Source organism: Variovorax sp. Soil_C_26, from assembly GCF_057657075.1.
This window is the reverse complement of sequence record NZ_JBDGJC010000006.1, coordinates 189,437-206,813: the sequence shown is the minus strand read 5'-3', so window position 1 is coordinate 206,813 and position 17,377 is coordinate 189,437. Positions and strand designations below refer to the sequence as shown.

General features: G+C 65.3%; 16 protein-coding genes. 7 read left to right on the top strand and 9 right to left on the bottom strand.

Going from position 1 to position 17,377, the window contains the following annotated elements:
- The first annotated feature begins 37 nt into the window (after positions 1-37).
- From AC3A6G_RS18760 to AC3A6G_RS18735, 6 genes are read left to right on the top strand one after another with little or no spacing between them, the layout of a single operon-like run.
- Complete coding sequence (locus AC3A6G_RS18760) at positions 38-595, top strand: type IV pilin protein (protein WP_487860844.1); 558 nt, start codon at positions 38-40, stop codon at positions 593-595.
- Entirely contained in the window at positions 532-1,206 is a 675-nt protein-coding gene (locus AC3A6G_RS18755; protein WP_487874302.1) for a pilus assembly FimT family protein, read from the top strand. The genes AC3A6G_RS18760 and AC3A6G_RS18755 overlap by 64 nt, the downstream gene beginning before the upstream one ends.
- Positions 1,203-1,610, top strand: coding sequence for a type IV pilus modification PilV family protein (locus tag AC3A6G_RS18750; RefSeq protein WP_487874301.1), 408 nt, complete (start codon positions 1,203-1,205; stop codon positions 1,608-1,610). The genes AC3A6G_RS18755 and AC3A6G_RS18750 overlap by 4 nt, the downstream gene beginning before the upstream one ends.
- Positions 1,607-2,818 carry a PilW family protein gene (locus tag AC3A6G_RS18745; RefSeq protein ID WP_487864539.1) on the top strand — a complete coding sequence of 404 codons (1,212 nt, stop codon included), beginning with the start codon at positions 1,607-1,609 and terminating at the stop codon, positions 2,816-2,818. The genes AC3A6G_RS18750 and AC3A6G_RS18745 overlap by 4 nt, the downstream gene beginning before the upstream one ends.
- Complete coding sequence (locus AC3A6G_RS18740) at positions 2,815-3,444, top strand: pilus assembly PilX family protein (protein ID WP_487860840.1); 630 nt, start codon at positions 2,815-2,817, stop codon at positions 3,442-3,444. Before AC3A6G_RS18745 ends, AC3A6G_RS18740 begins: the two co-directional genes overlap by 4 nt.
- Positions 3,445-3,461: 17 nt before the next feature.
- Positions 3,462-7,625: a PilC/PilY family type IV pilus protein gene (locus tag AC3A6G_RS18735; protein ID WP_487874300.1), complete on the top strand. Its 4,164-nt coding sequence runs from the start codon at positions 3,462-3,464 to the stop codon at positions 7,623-7,625.
- 94 nt (positions 7,626-7,719) lie between these two features.
- Here the strand turns inward: AC3A6G_RS18735 and AC3A6G_RS18730 are convergent, their stop codons facing one another.
- The 7 genes from AC3A6G_RS18730 to sucC form a co-directional block, all read right to left on the bottom strand.
- Positions 7,720-8,217 carry a pilin gene (locus AC3A6G_RS18730; protein WP_487874299.1) on the bottom strand — a complete coding sequence of 166 codons (498 nt, stop codon included), beginning with the start codon at positions 8,215-8,217 and terminating at the stop codon, positions 7,720-7,722.
- Positions 8,218-8,408: 191 nt separating this feature from the next.
- Positions 8,409-9,209, bottom strand: a complete 801-nt coding sequence (locus tag AC3A6G_RS18725) for a 3',5'-cyclic-nucleotide phosphodiesterase (RefSeq protein WP_487874298.1) — start codon at positions 9,207-9,209, stop codon at positions 8,409-8,411.
- Positions 9,210-9,238: 29 nt separating this feature from the next.
- Positions 9,239-11,500: a CHASE2 domain-containing protein gene (locus AC3A6G_RS18720; RefSeq protein WP_487874297.1), complete on the bottom strand. Its 2,262-nt coding sequence runs from the start codon at positions 11,498-11,500 to the stop codon at positions 9,239-9,241.
- Positions 11,501-11,542: 42 nt separating this feature from the next.
- A complete protein-coding gene (locus AC3A6G_RS18715) occupies positions 11,543-12,202 on the bottom strand; it encodes an FHA domain-containing protein (protein ID WP_487874296.1) in 660 nt (219 codons plus the stop codon).
- 73 nt (positions 12,203-12,275) lie between these two features.
- A complete protein-coding gene (locus tag AC3A6G_RS18710) occupies positions 12,276-13,085 on the bottom strand; it encodes a Stp1/IreP family PP2C-type Ser/Thr phosphatase (RefSeq protein WP_487874295.1) in 810 nt (269 codons plus the stop codon).
- Between the two features lie 158 nt (positions 13,086-13,243).
- Positions 13,244-14,137, bottom strand: a complete 894-nt coding sequence (gene sucD / locus AC3A6G_RS18705; protein WP_487860833.1) for a succinate--CoA ligase subunit alpha — start codon at positions 14,135-14,137, stop codon at positions 13,244-13,246.
- A gap of 10 nt (positions 14,138-14,147) precedes the next feature.
- Positions 14,148-15,314: an ADP-forming succinate--CoA ligase subunit beta gene (gene sucC, locus AC3A6G_RS18700; protein WP_487860832.1), complete on the bottom strand. Its 1,167-nt coding sequence runs from the start codon at positions 15,312-15,314 to the stop codon at positions 14,148-14,150.
- 192 nt (positions 15,315-15,506) lie between these two features.
- On the opposite strand from sucC, the gene argC reads away from it, so the two are divergent.
- The gene (argC, locus tag AC3A6G_RS18695) at positions 15,507-16,430 is read left to right on the top strand and encodes an N-acetyl-gamma-glutamyl-phosphate reductase (protein ID WP_487864530.1); all 924 of its coding nucleotides are present in this window, start codon (positions 15,507-15,509) and stop codon (positions 16,428-16,430) included.
- Between the two features lie 33 nt (positions 16,431-16,463).
- Here the strand turns inward: argC and AC3A6G_RS18690 are convergent, their stop codons facing one another.
- Together AC3A6G_RS18690 and recX are read right to left on the bottom strand one after the other, a co-directional pair.
- Positions 16,464-16,901: an SRPBCC family protein gene (locus AC3A6G_RS18690; protein ID WP_487874294.1), complete on the bottom strand. Its 438-nt coding sequence runs from the start codon at positions 16,899-16,901 to the stop codon at positions 16,464-16,466.
- The gene (gene recX, locus AC3A6G_RS18685; protein ID WP_487860829.1) at positions 16,879-17,343 is read right to left on the bottom strand and encodes a recombination regulator RecX; all 465 of its coding nucleotides are present in this window, start codon (positions 17,341-17,343) and stop codon (positions 16,879-16,881) included. Before recX ends, AC3A6G_RS18690 begins: the two co-directional genes overlap by 23 nt.
- Positions 17,344-17,377 lie beyond the last annotated feature (34 nt).

Below are 17,377 nucleotides of genomic sequence, written 5' to 3'. Positions count from 1 at the left end.
CGAGCGGTTTTGCAAAAAGAAACATTTGGAGACATTCTTGGACGAACGTCACCCAACTGTGTCTTGGGCGCTTCGGCGCATGCCCGAGCGCGAAAGATCTGCCATGAACCACCCTATTTCGCACCCGCGCATGAAGCATCTACAAGGTTTCACCTTGATCGAAGTGATGATCACGGTCGCGATCATCGGGATCCTTGCGGCCATCGCGATCCCCAGCTACCAGGACTATGTGCGACGCGGCCATCTGGTCGACGGCACCAACGCACTGGCCGCCATGCGCGCCGACATGGAACGCTACTACCAGGACAACCGGACCTACGCGAAGGTTTCCGCAACCATCCTGCCGCCTTGCAATGCCGGCGTCGATGTCAAGAAGCGCACCTTCGGCAAATTCGAGGTCTCTTGCGCAGACGCCGACGCGCCCACCGCCACGACCTTCAGGCTCAGGGCGACCGGGTCGGGACCCGCCGAGGATGTGATCTACACGATCGACCACCAGAACGTCCGCGCCACGGCCAAGATGCCCTCGGGATGGTCGGGCTGGACCAGCACTTGCGACACCTCCTGGATCGTGAAGAAAGGGCAGGCGTGCTGAACCAGCGTGCCCTCCCGCGCGCGCGGGGCTTCACCCTGGTCGAGATGATCGTCACCGTGGCGATCCTGGCCTTGCTGGGTGCGCTGGCCATGCCGTCGATGATCGGCTGGGTGCGCAACAACAAGGTCCGCACGGTGGCCGATTCGCTCCAGAACGGCCTGCGGAATGCCCAGGCCGAGGCCACGCGCCGAAGCCGCCAGGTGGTCTTTTCGCTGACGGAAGACAAGCCCAAGGCGAACGGCTACACGGCCAAGGCGAACGGAAGCAACTGGGCCATCAGCACGGTGGCACTGGCGGCTGGGGGGGGCAGCGCTTTCATCGAAGCCGGCATCCTGCGTGATGTCGGCTCGGGTGTGGTGATCGACGGGCCCATGGCGCTCTGCTTCAGTTCGATCGGCCGCCTGGCTGAGAATGCCAGCCCCGGTGTGACCGATGCGGAGTGCGAGCTCCCGTCCGGAACGCCTCCGGTGCATGCCTTCACCGTTCGCATGAGCGACGAGGTCGAAGGCGATCGCCAGTTGAAGGTCACGGTGGCATTGGGCGGCCAGGTGCGCCTCTGCGATCCCGCCAAGACTCTTTCGGACAGCCATCCGGACGGTTGCCAGTCATGAACAAGAGAAAGCTGGGCCCTCTTCGCCGCCGTGCGCAAGCCGGCGTGGCGCTGCTCGAAATACTTGTTTCGGTGCTGTTGTTTTCGCTCGGCTTGCTGGGCCTCATCGGCCTGCAGGCGCGCGCCATCGGCTTTTCGAACGATGCCGAAGACCGCAACCGCGCGGCGTTGCTTGCCAACGAGGTCGCCGCCCAGATGGTGCTCCATGGATCGGCGACCCTTCCGGCCGAAAAGCTCGACCAATGGAAAGAGCGCGTGGCCGAGCCGACGACCGGCGGCCTGCCCGCCGGCGTCGGCGAGGTGGAGGTCGACGGCATTGCGGCCAACGTGACCATCAAATGGCGCGCGCCCTCGCACGACACCGACAGCCAACTCACGACGCGCATCGTCGTCCTGCCGCCATGAGCTACAAGCTGCACACTTTCGGGGCCCGGCACGCGCGCGGCCTGACGCTGGTCGAACTGCTGGTCGCCATGGCCATCGGGCTCGTGGTGACACTGGCCGTCACCAGCGCCGTCATCTTCGGCGAATCGACCAAGCGCACCACCACCGCGGTCAACGACATGGGGCAGACGGGCGCCTATGCGGCCCACGTGCTTGATCGCGCCCTGCGAAGCGCCGGCTCCGGCCTGACCCAGTCGTGGAACCTGGGCGTGTTCGGGTGCAAGGTACAGGCCAAGCGCAAGAACGCCGCAATCCTGCCGCGCACCACGGCGTTTCCGGCGCCGTTCGAGAAGTTCCTCGGCGGTGCGGCCGGCGCCGCCAACCTTCGCGTGTTGCCGGTGGTGATCGGCAAGGGCCAGTCGCCCGACGGCGTCTCGGACGTGCTGATGGTGATGGGCAGCGACGCGGCGGCGGGCGACGTGCCGCGTCAGATCATTTCTCTCGGTGCGAGCGCGGACATCCTGCGCCTCGACAACACGGTGCGCATCAAGGCACGAGACGTGGCGCTGGTCAGCAATCCCGACGTCGCCGACTGCCTGGTCGAGCAGGTCGACCCCGCCTTCGCCGATGCCGCGGCCAACGAACTGCTGACGCTGAAGGGCGACTACTACACAGCGGGCGCAGGAACCACCCTGTCCGACCTGGTGATCGGCGGCTCGGCGAATCTCACCATGCTGGGCAACATCGCGGACGCCGGCGGCAACATCCAGTTCACGCTGTTCGGGGTGAACAGCGACCGCACGCTGATGAGCCACGACCTGCTGCGGATCAACGGCAATGACGAGTCGCAGGCTCTCGCCGATGGCGTCATGGAGATGCACGCGATCTACGGCATCGACACGGACGAGAACGGAACGTTGGACGGCTGGGCCGCCCCCGATGCGACGGACTACGACCTGGCCGGCTTGATGGCCAATACGGGGAAGACACCCGAAGACCTTGCCAAGGCGGCAAAGAAGATCGCGGCCGTGCGTGTTGCGGTGATCCTGCGCAGCAGCATTGCCGAGAAGGATGACGTCAGCTTCGGCATTCCCGAGATCTTTGCCGACACGGACGTGGCCCGCGACGCGGTCGCGTTTCCGGCCGGAGACGGCCGGCGCAAGTACCGGTACCGCGTCGTCGAATTCACCGTCCCGCTGCGCAATATGCTGCTGCTGTCCAGATCATGATCCTTCGTCCTTCCCGGCATCCCCACCGCGCAGAGCAACGCGGCGTCGTGCTCCTGTTGTGCCTGATCGTGCTGGTGGTGCTTCTCGCCGGCGGCGTGGCCGTGGTGCGATCGATGAACACCTCACTGTCGAGCGCCGGCAACCTGGCGTTCAAGCGCGACCTGGTCAACCAGGGCGAACAGGCCGCGGCCAAGGTGCTGGCGCTGTTCGACAAAGACACCGGCGGTGCGCTCTCTGCCGACACGGCCAACCATGCCAGTGCGAAGGCGTTCAACTACAGCGCGAAGGAACTGCCGTCGAACGGGCGCGGCATCCCGACCGTGCTGCTCGGCAGCGACGATGCATTCAACGTGGTGGCGAGCACGGCGAACGACATCCAGGATGCCGCGCGCAAGGATCAGGTCCGCGTGCGCTACGTGATCGACCGCCTCTGCAACGACGTCGGCGTGCCGGGCAAGGCCAACTGCGTGTATGCGCCCGCGAGCAACGATGTGCGCGGCGGCAGCGTGCAGGAGTCCGGGCGCCCGGCGCCACCCAAGGCCGTCGTCTACCGGCTGAGCATCCGGGTGGATGGCCCACGCGACACGCAGGTGTTCCTGCAGACCTCTTTCCGAAATCCCGAATGACGCATCGCGCACTTGCCATGAACTCATCGTCCGCTCCTGTGCCTTGCCTGACCCGGGCCTTCGCCGCCGCTGCATGCCTGCTGGGCCTGGGCGGCGCCGTCCATGCAGCCAGCCTGGCGAACCAGCCGGTGTTCTCGACCTCGAACGTGCCCGGCAACCTGGCACTGGCACTGTCAGTGGAGTGGCCGACCGCCTCGCGCACGGCACACACGGCGAACTATTCCAGCGCCAGCACCTTCCTGGGCTATTTCGATCCCAACAAGTGCTACAGCTACGTCGCCGACACCACGCGCAACGAAACCAACACCGGCGACAAGAGCTACTTCAACCCGACGGGCGTCGCCACGGGGCGCAAGTGCAATGCGGTCACCGGCACCTGGAGCGGCAATTTCCTGAACTGGGCCGCGACCGCGACCATCGATCCGTTCCGATGGGCGATGACCGGCGGCCGACGCGTGGTGGACACGCCCAGCGAGACCATCCTCGAAAAAGGCTACCACTCGGGTCAGGGCCTCTTCCCCGACCGCACCTTGCCTGTGGCCGAGATCGCCGGCGCAACCCCCTTCATCTCCGCGACCAGCCTTTCCGTCGCAGTCAATGGCCTGGCCTATGCAATGCGCGTCACCACCACTGGCGGGGCGCTGAAGGGCGAGTACTACAAGAACGCCAACAAGGGCTTCTCCGGCAAGCCGACAGCAACTGTGGCCGAGGACACCGCCGACCACACGTGGGGCTCGAAAGAGCCGGTATCCGATGTGGGCGCGAACAACTTCACCGCGCGGTACACGGGCACCTTCACCGCGCCCACCGCCGGCACCTATACCTTCCGCGTCCGTGCGGACGACGGCGTGCGCCTGTGGATCTCGAACGTTCTCAAGATCGACAAGTGGATCGATCAGGGTGCGACCAACTACGACACGACGGTGACCCTGACCGCGGGGCAGAGCTTCGACGTCAAGATCGAGTACTACGAGAACAGTGGCGATGCAACGCTGCAGTTCTGGTGGAAGAAGCCAGGCGACGATGCCTTCAGCATCTTCACAAGCAATGTCAGCGCGGCGGGTTCCAAGGATTACACGATGCGCAACCGGGTGTGCGTGCCGACCGCTCCGGGTGGCGTGGAAAGCAATTGCAAGCAGTACGCATCCGGCTGGAAGCCCGAGGGCCTGATCCAGCAGTACGCGCGAAGGATGCGCTTCAGCGCCTTCGGCTACCTCAACGAAACCGGCAATGGGCGCGATGGCGCCGTGTTGCGGGCGCGTCAGAAATTCGTCGGTCCGACGAAGCCGGAGCCTGGGGTTCCGGACGTCACCAACCTGCTGAGGGAGTGGGACGAGAACGGGGTCTTCGTCCCCAACCCTGATTCCAAGGACGCCTCCGACACCAACGCCAACGGTGTGACGATCAGCGACAGCGGCGTGATCAACTACCTGAACAAGTTCGGCCAGCTGGTCCCGGGCAACTACAAGTCGAACGACCCGGTCAGCGAACTTTATTACGCCGCGCTGCGCTACTTCCGGAACCTGGGCAACGTGCCGGAGTGGAGCAACCTCAACACCACGGACAAAGCCACCACCGCCACGCGCCTCGACGGTTTTCCGGTCATCAAGAACTGGGACGATCCCATCCAGTATTCGTGCCAACGGAATTTCGTGCTGGGCATCGGTGACATCTACACCCACGGCGACAAGAACGTGCCGGGCAACACGAACCGGGCCGACGAGCCTGCCCTGCCGGACAAGGTAGAAAAGGACGCCTCCGTCAACGCAGTCACGGCGACCAACAAGGTGGGCCAATTGCAGGGCATGGGCGACAACCTCGGCACGCGAACGAACATCTCGAACAATTGCTGCAGCAACAATTCGGCGCGCATGGCCGGGCTCGCCTATGACGCCAACGCCAAGGACATCCGTCCTGACGTGGCCAATCAGCCCAACACGATCGGCAAGCAGACGGTCCAGACCTACTGGGTCGACGTGCTCGAGCAGGCATTCCAGGCGAACAACCAGTTCTATCTGGCCGCCAAGTTCGGCGGTCTCAAGATCCCCTCCGACCTGAAGGATTTCGATCCCTACACCTTCACGGGCCCCATCCCGCAGGCCTGGTGGGCGACCAGCACCGACATGCTCACCGACACGCGCGGCTCGGGCACGACCCAGCCACGGCCGGACAACTACTTCACGGCCGGGCGGCCCGACGCCATGGTGGACGGCCTGACCCGCGCCTTCGCCAGCATTGCCAACGCCATCAAGTCCTTCACCACCTCGTTCTCGCTGTCGGGCGCGCAGATCTCGTCGTCGGGTGCCGCGTCCTATGCGGCCCAATACGACTCCAACGGATGGACCGGCGTCGTGAGCGGCAGCCTGCTCACCTTTCCGAACGACGTTCCGACCACCACCGAGCGCTGGAACACCGCCAAGACGCTCGAGGATCAACTGACCGGCACCGGCTGGGACACCGCGCGCCAGGTGGTGACCTGGAACGGCACGGCCGGCGTGCCGTTCCGCGCCGGCAACGTCACATCGGCACAGCTGTCCGCGCTCGACACGCCCTGGGCCGCGGGGAACGACAGCACGGACTTCCTCAACTACCTGCGCGGAGACCGCAGCAAGGAACGAACCGCGACCGACGACACCAAGCCCTACCGCCGTCGTACGCTGCTGCTCGGCGACGTCGTGAACGCCAAGGTCACGCCCGTGGGCCCGCCCGCGGCCCCGCTCTCGAATACCGTGAATCCGGGATACGCCGCGTTCAAGAAAACCTACGTCAGCCGGCCGACCATGGTCTACGTGGGCGCAAATGACGGCATGCTGCACGCCTTCAACGGTGCCCTTGAAGGCACGAACGCCGGCAAGGAACAGTTCGCCTACGTGCCCAGCCCCCTGTTCTCGGGCCCGAGCAATCCGGCCACGCCGACCGTCGACGGGCTGCGCCAACTCGGCAATCCCGACTACGAGCACCGCTACTACGTCGACGCGACGCCCAGGGCCTTCGACATCGACTTCAACAGCGCGGGTGGCACCTTCACGACCACGGCGAGCGGCAGCGGTGCCGACTGGCGCACCCTGCTGATCGGCGGACTTGGCAAGGGCGGCAAGGGCTTCTACGCCATCGACATCACCGACCCCGCCAACATGCTGACCGAGGACACCGTCAAGACCAAGGTGCTCTGGGAGTTCACCGCGGCCACGGCAGGCGTCGGCAACACGCTGGGCTTCAGCTTCGGTACGCCGATCGTGCTGAAGACGAAGAAATACGGCTGGGTGGTGGTGCTCACCTCAGGCTACAACAACGGCGACGGCTTCGGCTACGTCTACTTCGTGAACCCGAGGACCGGTGCCTTGCTCGAGAAAGTGCAAACCGGCAATGCGTCGGACGGACTCGCACAGGCGACCGCCTACATCACCGACTTCACCGACGGCACCGCCGATGCCATCTATGCCGGCGACCTGAACGGGCAACTCTGGCGGTTCGACGTGACAGCCGCCAAAGGCAGCTCGGGCTACTACCCCGCGCCCCTGAAGCTCGCGACGCTGACCGACGCGAACACCAACGGCAATCCGCAGCCCATCACGACCCAGCCCTTGGTCGAGATCGATCCGAAGACCAAGAAGCGCTACGTCCTGCTCGGAACCGGCCAACTGCTCGATACCGTGGACATCAGCTCGACGGCCATGCAGAGCTTCTATGCGATCGTCGATGGCAATGCGGCGAGCTTCGCGACGGGTGGCACCTACCCCATCACGCGCAGCATGTTGACCGAGATCACCAAAGCCAACTTAGAAAAGACAACACCCGTCAGCTTCGGCGACACGCGCGGCTGGTTCCACGATCTCGGCAAAGACACGACCATCGCCTGGCGCATGGTGCTGAACCCGACTTCGTTCAACGGTGTGGTGCTGTTTTCGAGCCTGCTCACGACGGGCAATGCATGCAGCCCATCGGGTCAAAGCCGGATCTACGCAGTGAACTTCGGCTCGGGAATCACAGCGCTGGTGAACGGAGCGGCGTATTACAGCCATGGTTCGGCCATCATCGACCTTCAGATCTACAACCAAAACGGAAAAACCCGCGGCATGGGAGGCGACGTCAATGCCGAAAAACCTGACCCGAAGATCGATTTCGGCAAAGGGTCGTCGCTGCGCTTGTTGAATTGGCGGGAAGTGACGACTGTGGAGTAGGAAGCTGCAGCAAATTTGCGCGGATACGGATCTGCAGGAGAGGTACATATAAAAGCCGCCTTGCAGGCGGCTTTTGAGAAGAAGCTAAAGGCCATCAAAGGCCAGCAGAGCAGCCAGAGGGACGGTATTTTGCCAAGACGCTGGTCGTGCAAGACCATGAACCGTTCGCATCACGAGTCCAACGGAGCTGGTTTGAATTGGCCGCTGCTAGAGCCGCTGCTGCGTTGTTGCCAAACGTGGCGGTAATCGTTGTCGCGGCGACGAGCGGATTGGTGACCTGCGGGACACCTGTACCAGTCGGAATGGCGTTCCCTTGAGTGGTGCCCGTTACCAAGTTGGAACCAGTCGCTTGCGGGTCGCATTCTCCGGCAGCGATCCCCACGGCAGTCTTCCCTTCAAGGATGCAGGCTTCGATAGCGGTCTTCATTGCACCTGCCTCTGCCATCACGCGAGAGACTTGCGATTTCGCCACGTAGGTCTGGTATTGAGGAATTGCAATAGCCGCCAAAATCCCGATGATCGCCACCACGATCATCAATTCAATAAGGGTAAAACCCTTCTGCACATGACGTGCAATAGAAAGACGCTTCATTTATCACTCCCGATTGGTTTGCTAACCACCCCGGCACCGCGCCGAAGCTGCGATGCATTCCGCAGCATCTGTGCCACCCGCAATGCGGAGCGCTTTGCAAACAAACCAAGTGATAAATTTCCGATCCTTTACAAACAGCGACAACTTTGTTCAGCGCCAGCGACAAAGATGTCGCTCAAGCGGGCCTCGCCTCAAAGACTCAATACCCCACTCGCCTTCAACCACCGAATATCCCGCTGCCCCAGCCCTGCGAGCTGCCCGTTCAGCACCTGGATCTGGCTCATGATTTCTTCGGTCTCCGCCGGCTTGGTGTGGGTGATGTAGATCGGGTAGTGCTTGCCCGGATCGATGTGGGCCAGTTCTTCGGCGAGTGCCAGGGGCGACAGGTGCAGGCTGCGCTCGGCGAGTGCCTTTTCACGGTTGCTGAAGGCGGTTTCGATCACGAGCACGGCCACGTCGAGTGCATTGATGCGGTCCCAGAACGGGGGGTTGCGTTCGGTGTCGCCTGAGAAGACCCAATAGGCGCCGCCACCGGCGTGGCAGACGGCGAAGCCGCAGGCCGGCACGGTGTGCACGGCCGGTAGGACCTCGACATGCTTGGCGATGGCGCTGCCGACCGTCAGGCTCTGCCCGACGGCGATCTCGTGAAAACTGACGAAGGGCGCAGTAGTGCTCGGGATTCGCTCGAAATCGGGCCAGATGACGTTGTTGAACACATGGGCGCGAAGCGCCGCGATGGTGGCCGGCAGCGCATGCACGGACAGCGGCCGGTTGCGGCGTCCGCCGACGGCATCGAGCAGCAACGGCAGCGCGGCGATATGGTCGAGGTGGCAGTGGGTGAGCACCACGTCGTCGATGCGCGCCATTTCGTCGAGCGTGAGGTCGCCAACGCCTGTGCCGGCATCGACGAGCAAGTCGGTGTCGACCAGGAACGAGGTGGTGCGACAGTCTTTGGCAATGGCACCAGAGCAACCCAGCACGCGAACCTGCATTGTGGAAGACCCCCTGCTTCAGTGCGTGGTCATTTGCTTTCGAACCGGGTTGCACCATCCCACTCAGGGTCCTGGGGCCGCAACGCCATTGAGGCTAAACGCTGCGCGTAGAGCTGGTAAAGGACTTTTTTGGCATCCTCGGCGAGCAAAGGGTCGAGCAGGTTTCGGCCGGTCGCCCAGTCCTGGCTGCGGTAGGCGGCGAGCACCCCGGCCCAGCGCTGCAGTGTCTCGGACTGGAGGTGGTTCTCGTCCGATTCCTGCCCGGGCTCGAGCGCCAGCGGCGTGAAGACCGAGACCGGCTGCGCCCTGCCCCGGACGAGAACGCTGTCGAGTTCCTGCCAGACGAACCCGGGCGCCAATTCACGCGTGGCGCCGCTCGCGACGATCTCCACGCCGTAGTAAGCGCTCAGTCCTTCGAGGCGCGAGGCGAGGTTGACCGCGTCGCCCACCACGGTGTAGCTGCGGCGCGCCGCCGAACCCATGTCGCCCACGCTCATCACGCCGCTGTTGATGCCGATGCCCACGCTGATCTCGGGCCGCCCGTCGGCCAGATGGCTCCTGTTGAGTTCGCGCACGGCCTGCGCCATGTCGAGCGCGGCGCGCACGGCCAGGGTGGCATGGTCCGCCGTCTCGATGGGCGCGCCCCAGAACGCCATGACGCAGTCGCCCATGTATTTGTCGACGGTGCCGCGGTGGGTGCTGATGATGCTGGCAAGGCGGCTGAAATGCTTGTTGAGGAAGGCCTGCACATCGGCCGGCGGCATGTGCTCCGAGATGCGTGTGAATTCGCGCATGTCGCAGAACATCACGGTCATTTGCCTGCTTTGGGCGCGCATGCTGTAGCGCCCCGGCTTGACCAGCATCTCGTCGACCAGTTGCGGGGGCACGTAGGTGCCGAACAGCCGGACCAGACCGCGCCGCGCGCGGGCCTCGACGAAATAGCCCCACCCCATGTTGAGGACGAAGGCTGACGTCGCCATGACCAGCATCGAGGCCAACGGCAGCACAAGGCCGAAGCCGAGGTAGAGCCAGTTGTTGGCCCCCACGAGGACGGCGATGGTGCCGATACCGAGCAGCACGGCCCGCGGCGCCTGGAGCAGCGTGAGGCCCAGCGCGAGGATGAGTCCCGCGGCGATGATGTTGAGCACCTCGTAGCCTGTGGCGTAGTCGGGCACGGTGAGCAGGCGGCGGTCGAGCATGGCCGAGACGAGGTTGGCATGCACCTCGACGCCCGGGAACGCCGAACTCACGGGCGTGGCCCGCAGATCCTGCAGGCCAGGCGCCGTGGCCCCCACGAGCACGATGCGCCCCTGCAGTTCGCCGGGGGCGAGTTGTCCTTCCAGCACAGCGGCGGCTGGCACATAGCGGAATGATCCGCCCTGCGCGCCGCCGAGGCCCCGGTAGGGAACCTGCATACGAGCGGCGTCGTCCACGGGCACGCGCAGGTCGCCGACGATCAGCGAATGGAGCCGCGTCTCACCGGCCCCATCCACAAAGGCCGGCAGCACGGCCGGCGATCCGCTGGCGAGCCGGTAGACCGAGAGCCCGAAGGACTCGTAGTAGCCCGGCTGCCCGTGCTTTCCCTGGTAGCGGGCGATGAGCGGAACGGAACGAATGACGCCGTCGCTGGCCGCGTGATGGAGCGTGTTGAGAAAACCCGAGGCCGGGGCGGCGGCTGCCAACACGGGCAGGCTCGCGCCAAAGCCGTTCCAGCCGGTGGCGTAGCCGCTGCCGGGCGGGAACGCGCCGGCCTCGAGCAGCGGGGCCGCCGGCAAGGCCCCCTTCGCGGTCGGTGTTTCGGTGCGCGTGAAGTAGTAGCCGAGCGCCACGGGTTGGCCTTCGAGCGCCCTGGCGAAGACAAGGTCGTTGTCGAGCACGGGCGCGAGCCGCTCCACTTCGGCGCCGAGGGCTGGCACGTCCCGCAGCGGACCGCGGGCGATCTGGCGAAGCTGGTCCAGGCCAGAACTGCGGTCCGGCTCGATGAACATCACGTCGAATCCCACCACGGCGGCCTGCTGCCGCTGCATGAGTTCGGTGGTGAGCCGGGCGAGCGTGTCGCGCCCCCAGGGCCATTGGCCCTGCCGTGCAAGGCTGTCGTCGTCGACGTCCACGATCACGATACGCGGATCGAAGGTGCGCGGCATCGTGGCGCGCAGGCGGGTGTCGTAGATCAGACGGTCGAGGCGGTCGAGCGCGTTCAGGTGCCATGCGCCCATGGCATGGGTCAGCGCCACCAGCACGGGCAGCAGCGTGATGGCAATGCGCGGCCAGTGTCGCCCCAGCGCTTTCATCGCGTCAGACGCTCGCGAGGGCGTGCAGCAAGGCGAGGCCCGTCAGACCCGCACGAATTCCATGCGTGTCTCGCCGCTGAGCTCGAGCACGTCGCGCTCCTGCAGCGCCACGGCTTCGGTGCCAAGCGGCGCGCCGTTGAGCGTGACGGCGCCCATGACGCTGGCGGCCACATAGCCCTGCCGGCGGCGCGTGACCACCGCCACGGCCACGCCCGGCCGGCCGATGGTGGTGACCACCTTCTGCAGCGGGAGCTCCTGGCCGGGCTCGCTGCCCGAGAGCACGCGCAGCACTGGCGTGCCGAAACCGACCAAGGCACCGGCCTCCGTGGGCGCCGACGACAGCGAGATGGGCTCGGGGAAGCCGCTGCTGACGGACGCTTCGAGCGCTGCCCCTGCGTTTGCCGCCGGGTTGTTGCGCGCGCGGAAATGGATCCGGCAGCCACCGATGTCGATGACGTCGTTCTCCCGAAGCACCTGCTTCTGGACCACGTGTCCGTTGATATAGGTGCCGTTGGTGCTGTTGAGGTCTTCAATTTCGACTTCGCCGCCGCGCGTCATGTGGAGCAGCGCATGCTCGCCGCTGACAGCGGGATTGTCGATCACGATGTCGTTGTAGGCGCGCCGTCCGAGCGTGGTCCGATCCTTGGCGAGCGCCAATTGCCCGACGACCTCACCTTCGATCGCAATGATCATTTTCGGCATGGCCGAGTCCCCGATTGCATGATTTCCTGTGTCGACCGCAGGCCGGGGCGACGCGCCGTCGCCAAGCCTGCAACTATGCGGCTTCCGGCGCGTCGTTTTCTGTGCGCGCCCTGGCCAGGACAACAGCGATGTTGTCGCGGCCGCCATTGTCGTTTGCAACTGCAATCAAAAGCGAGGCCTTCTGCTGCAGCCCGATGTCCTGGGTCAAAAGCGTGAAAAGCTGCGCATCCGGAATCATCTCGCTGAGCCCGTCGGAGCAAAGCAGGTAGAGATCGTCGGGCCGGGCCGTGTGCTCGTGGGTCTCGAGCACCACCTGCGGCTCGACGCCGACGGCGCGCGTCACCAAGTTTCGGTGCGGGGAAACCAGGGCTTCCTCGGCGGTGATCGCCCCGGCGTCGAGCTGCTGCTGCCGCAGCGAATGGTCGCGCGTGAGCTGCTCGAGCTTGTTGTTGCGCAGCCGGTAGCAGCGTGAATCGCCGATGTGGCCGACCAGCACGCGCTGCGGCCTGAAGGCCGCCAGCACGAGTGTCGTGCCCATGCCCTGGAGATCGGCATTGCGGATGCCGGCGCCGAGGATCGCGGCATTCGCCTCGTCGGTGGCCGCTTGCAGCGCGCGGCGCACCACGCGCCCTGGAGCCTGCAACCCGCCCTGTGCGAACCAGCGCGCAAAGCTGGCCTGCACCAGGGACACGGCCATGGCGCTGGCGACCTCGCCGCCCTTGTAGCCGCCCATGCCATCGGCCAGCACCGCCAGGCCAAGCGCCGGGTCGACCAGCAGGTCGTCCTCGTTGTGGGTGCGCGCGAGGCCGACATCGGTCAGCGCCGCGAACTCCCAGTGAAGCGGGGGGCGTGCGGTAAAGAAGGACGCGCCGGCAGTCGCCATCTTGGTTCAGGCGCGCCGCAGCATGACGATGATCGAAAAGTGTTCCATGGGCCTGATCATGAGCGTACTGCCTTGCGCGATGGCCCCGCAGCGAAAAAAGCGCCCGCAGGTCATGCGGGCGCTTTTCTTTTGGCGTGGTTGCGCGAGGACGCGAAAGCTTAGATCTTCGCCTTGAGCAGCTTGGCCAGTTCCGAGAAGTTGCGGGTCACGGTGAAGCCGCACTCTTCCATGATGGCCAGCTTGGCTTCGGCCGTGTCGGCGCCGCCCGAGATCAGCGCGCCGGCGTGGCCCATGCGCTTGCCCGGAGGCGCCGTGACGCCGGCGATGAAGCCGACGACCGGCTTCTTCATGTTGTCCTTGCACCAGCGGGCCGCGTCGGCTTCGTCGGGGCCGCCGATCTCGCCGATCATGATGACGGCGTCGGTATCGGGATCGTCGTTAAAGGCCTGCATCACGTCGATGTGCTTCAGGCCATTGATCGGGTCGCCGCCGATACCGACTGCCGAGGATTGGCCGAGGCCGATTTCGGTGAGCTGTGCCACGGCTTCGTACGTGAGCGTGCCCGAACGCGAGACCACGCCGATGCGTCCCTTGCGGTGGATGTGGCCGGGCATGATGCCGATCTTGATTTCGTCGGGCGTGATGAGGCCGGGGCAGTTCGGGCCGAGCAGCAGCGTCTTCTTGCCGCCGGCGGCTTCTTTGGCCTTCATCCTGTTGCGCACTTCGAGCATGTCGCGAACCGGAATGCCTTCGGTGATGCAGATCGCCATGTCGAGGTCGGCCTCGACGGCTTCCCAGATGGCGGCGGCTGCGCCTGCCGGCGGCACGTAGATCACCGACACGGTGGCGCCGGTCTGCTGGGCGGCTTCCTTCACCGAACCGAAGATCGGGATGTTGAAGATCGACTCGCCGGCCTTCTTGGGGTTCACACCGGCCACGAAGGCGTTCTTGCCGTTCGCGTATTCCTGGCACTTCTCGGTGTGGAACTGGCCGGTCTTGCCGGTGATGCCTTGCGTGATGACTTTGGTGTCTTTGTTGATGTAGATCGACATGACTTGTTCCTTAGGCCTTCTTGACCGCTGCGACAACCTTCTGGGCCGCGTCCGCCATGGTGTCGGCGCTGATGATCGGCAGGCCCGAATCGGCCAGCAGCTTCTTGCCTTCGGCTTCGTTCGTGCCCTTCATGCGCACGACCAGCGGCACTTGCAGGTTCACGGCCTTGCAGGCTGCGATCACGCCGGTCGCGATGGTGTCGCACTTCATGATGCCGCCGAAGATGTTGACGAGGATGGCCTCGACGTTCTTGTTCTTCAGCATGATCTTGAAGGCTTCGGTGACCTTCTCGGGGGTGGCGCCGCCGCCCACGTCCAGGAAGTTGGCCGGCTCGCCGCCGAACAGCTTGATGGTGTCCATGGTGGCCATGGCCAGGCCCGCGCCGTTCACCAGGCAGCCGATGTTGCCGTCGAGGCTGATGTAGGCCAGGTCGAACTTCGAGGCCTCGACTTCGGCCGGGTCTTCTTCGTCGAGGTCGCGCAGAGCGACGATCTCGGGGTGGCGGAACAGCGCGTTGCTGTCGAAGTTGAACTTGGCGTCCAGCGCCATGACCTTGCCCTTGCTGTCACGGTTGAGCGGGTTGATCTCGACCAGCGAGGCGTCCGTCTCCATGTAACAGGCGTAGAGCTTCTTCAGGATGTCGACCGTCTGCGCGGTCGAATCGGCCGGCATGCCGATGCCGTCGGCGATTTCCTTGGCTTGCGCGTCGGTCAGGCCGTCCTTGGGATCGGCATACACCGTGATGATCTTCTCGGGGGTGGAATGGGCCACTTCCTCGATGTCCATGCCGCCTTCGCTCGAGGCGATGAACGCGACCTTCTGCGTCGCGCGGTCGGTCACGGCCGAGACGTAGTATTCCTTGTGGATGTCGGCGCCGTCTTCGATGTAGAGGCGGCGCACCTTCTGGCCTTCGGGGCCGGTCTGGTGCGTCTTGAGCTGCATGCCGAGGATCTCGCCGGCCAGCTTCTTGACGTCGTCGATCGACTTGGCCACCTTGACGCCGCCGCCCTTGCCGCGGCCGCCCGCGTGGATCTGGGCCTTGACGACCCACACCGGGCCCCCAAGCTTCTGGGCGGCCTCGACCGCCTCCTGAACCGTATAGGCCGGAATGCCGCGCGGCACCGGCACGCCGAACTTGGCAAGAATTTCCTTGCCTTGGTACTCGTGGATCTTCATGAGGGATGTCTCTCGGAAGGAGGGGGTTGAGAACGGGAGATCTGGCGTCTGAAGCTGTTTCTGCTCTGTTGCTCGCGGGCGACGGCAGCCTGGCGGCTGGGGGCGGCGAACAACCGCGGACTGTATCATGGTGCGCCGCACCAATACTCGACGCGCGGTTGCGGTCAATACGTACACATCGGGCACCCCATCATGGCCAAGGTTTTCATCGACGGCGAAGCCGGTACCACCGGCTTGCAAATTCGCGAGCGGCTCCAGACGATGCCGCAGATCGAACTCGTGAGCATTGCGCCCGAGCTGCGAAAAGACGTCAACGCCAAGCGCGAGCTCATGGCCGGTGTCGATCTCGTGGTGCTGTGTCTGCACGACGATGCGGCCCGCGAGTCGGTCGCGCTGATCGACCAGCTGCCCGGCAAGAAGCCCAAGATCATCGACGCCTCCACCGCGCACCGCGTGGCGCCCGGCTGGGTGTTCGGCTTCCCCGAACTCGTCGCCGGCCATTGGCAGGCCGTGGCCGCGGCCGACCGCGTCGGCAATCCTGGCTGCTACGCCACCGGTGCCATCGCGATCGTGCGTCCGCTGGTCGACGCGGGCCTGCTGCCGGCCGACTTCCCGATCTCGCTGCCCTCGGTCAGCGGCTATTCGGGCGGCGGCCGCACCATGATCGAGGCCTACGAGAAGGGCGAGGCGGCGCTGTTCGAAACCTATGCGCTCGGCCTCAAGCACAAGCACATCCCCGAGATCATGACGTACACCGGCCTCACCCGCCGGCCCGTCTTCATCCCCTCGGTCGGCAACTTCAAGCAGGGCATGCTCGTGCAGCTGCCGCTGCACCTCGACCTGCTGCCCGGCAAGCCCAAGGCCGGCGACCTGCACGAGGCCCTGGCCGCGCACTATGCAAAGAGCAACACGCCTGAGCAATTCGTCAAGGTGCTGCCGCCCACCGAGGACGGCAAGCTCGACGCGCTGGCGCTCAACGACACCAACCAGCTCGAGCTGCGCGTGTTCCCCAACGAAGACCACCACCACGCCGTGGTGATCGCGCGGCTCGACAACCTCGGCAAGGGCGCGAGCGGCGCCGCGGTGCAGAACCTCAAGCTGATGCTGGCGCTCTGAGCGCCGCTCAGACGCCCAACAGCGAACCGCGCGTCAGGCCGCTTCGAGCAGCTGGCGCAGCGACTGCAGGTCGCGCGCGATCCAGTCGGCGTCGCGCTCGAACGCGGCATCGTCCATGTGCGGCTGCCGCAGCAGCGTGAACTGCAGCTCGCACACGCCCGGCGCCACGCTGATCACGCGAAACGGCAGGTAGACCTCGGGCACGCCTTCGGGCGCCACCCAATGGTCGAGCACGCCGAAGTCGTTGGCGGGCGCAAAGCGCATGCGGACCTCGCCGCTTTCTGGCGTGCTCACCGTCCAGTGATCGCCCTGCGGCACCAGCGCGCTTTGGGCCAGGCCGCTGGCCCAGTCGGGCAGCCGCGCCGGATCGGCGGCGAGTGCATAGGCGCGGCGCCAGTCGCAGGTCACGCGCTGCGTGACGACGCGCGATGGCGCGCCGTGGGTTTCGTCATTCGTCGTCTGTGGGTTCATCGAAATCGCTCCTGAGGACCTTGGCCACCACCGCACCCGAGAAACCGCGCGCGAGCAGGAACCGCGTTTGCTTCGCCCGCTCCTTCGCATCGGCAGGCGGCGCATCGAAACGGCGGCGCCACAGCGCGGTGGCGCGTTCGACTTCGGTGTCCTGCAAGCTTGCCACCGCCTGGGCGATGGCTTCGGGCGCGATGCCCTTGGCTTGCAGCTCCTGCCGCACCTTCAATGCGCCCGAGCGCGCGGCACGCTGGTGCAGCACCGAAGCCACCACCCGCGGCTCGCTGATGAAGTCCTTGGCGGCGAGTTCATCGAGCGCGCGGGCCAGCGTGCCGGGCTCTTCCTCGTGCTTTGCCAGCTTGCGTTCGAGTTCCGCGCGCGAATGCTCGCGCTGGCTCAGGAGCCGCAGCGCCCGGCCTTTGAGGGAAGGAGCACCAAAAGCCATGCGTCTCTTTCGCGTGCACGGCCTGCAACGGCCG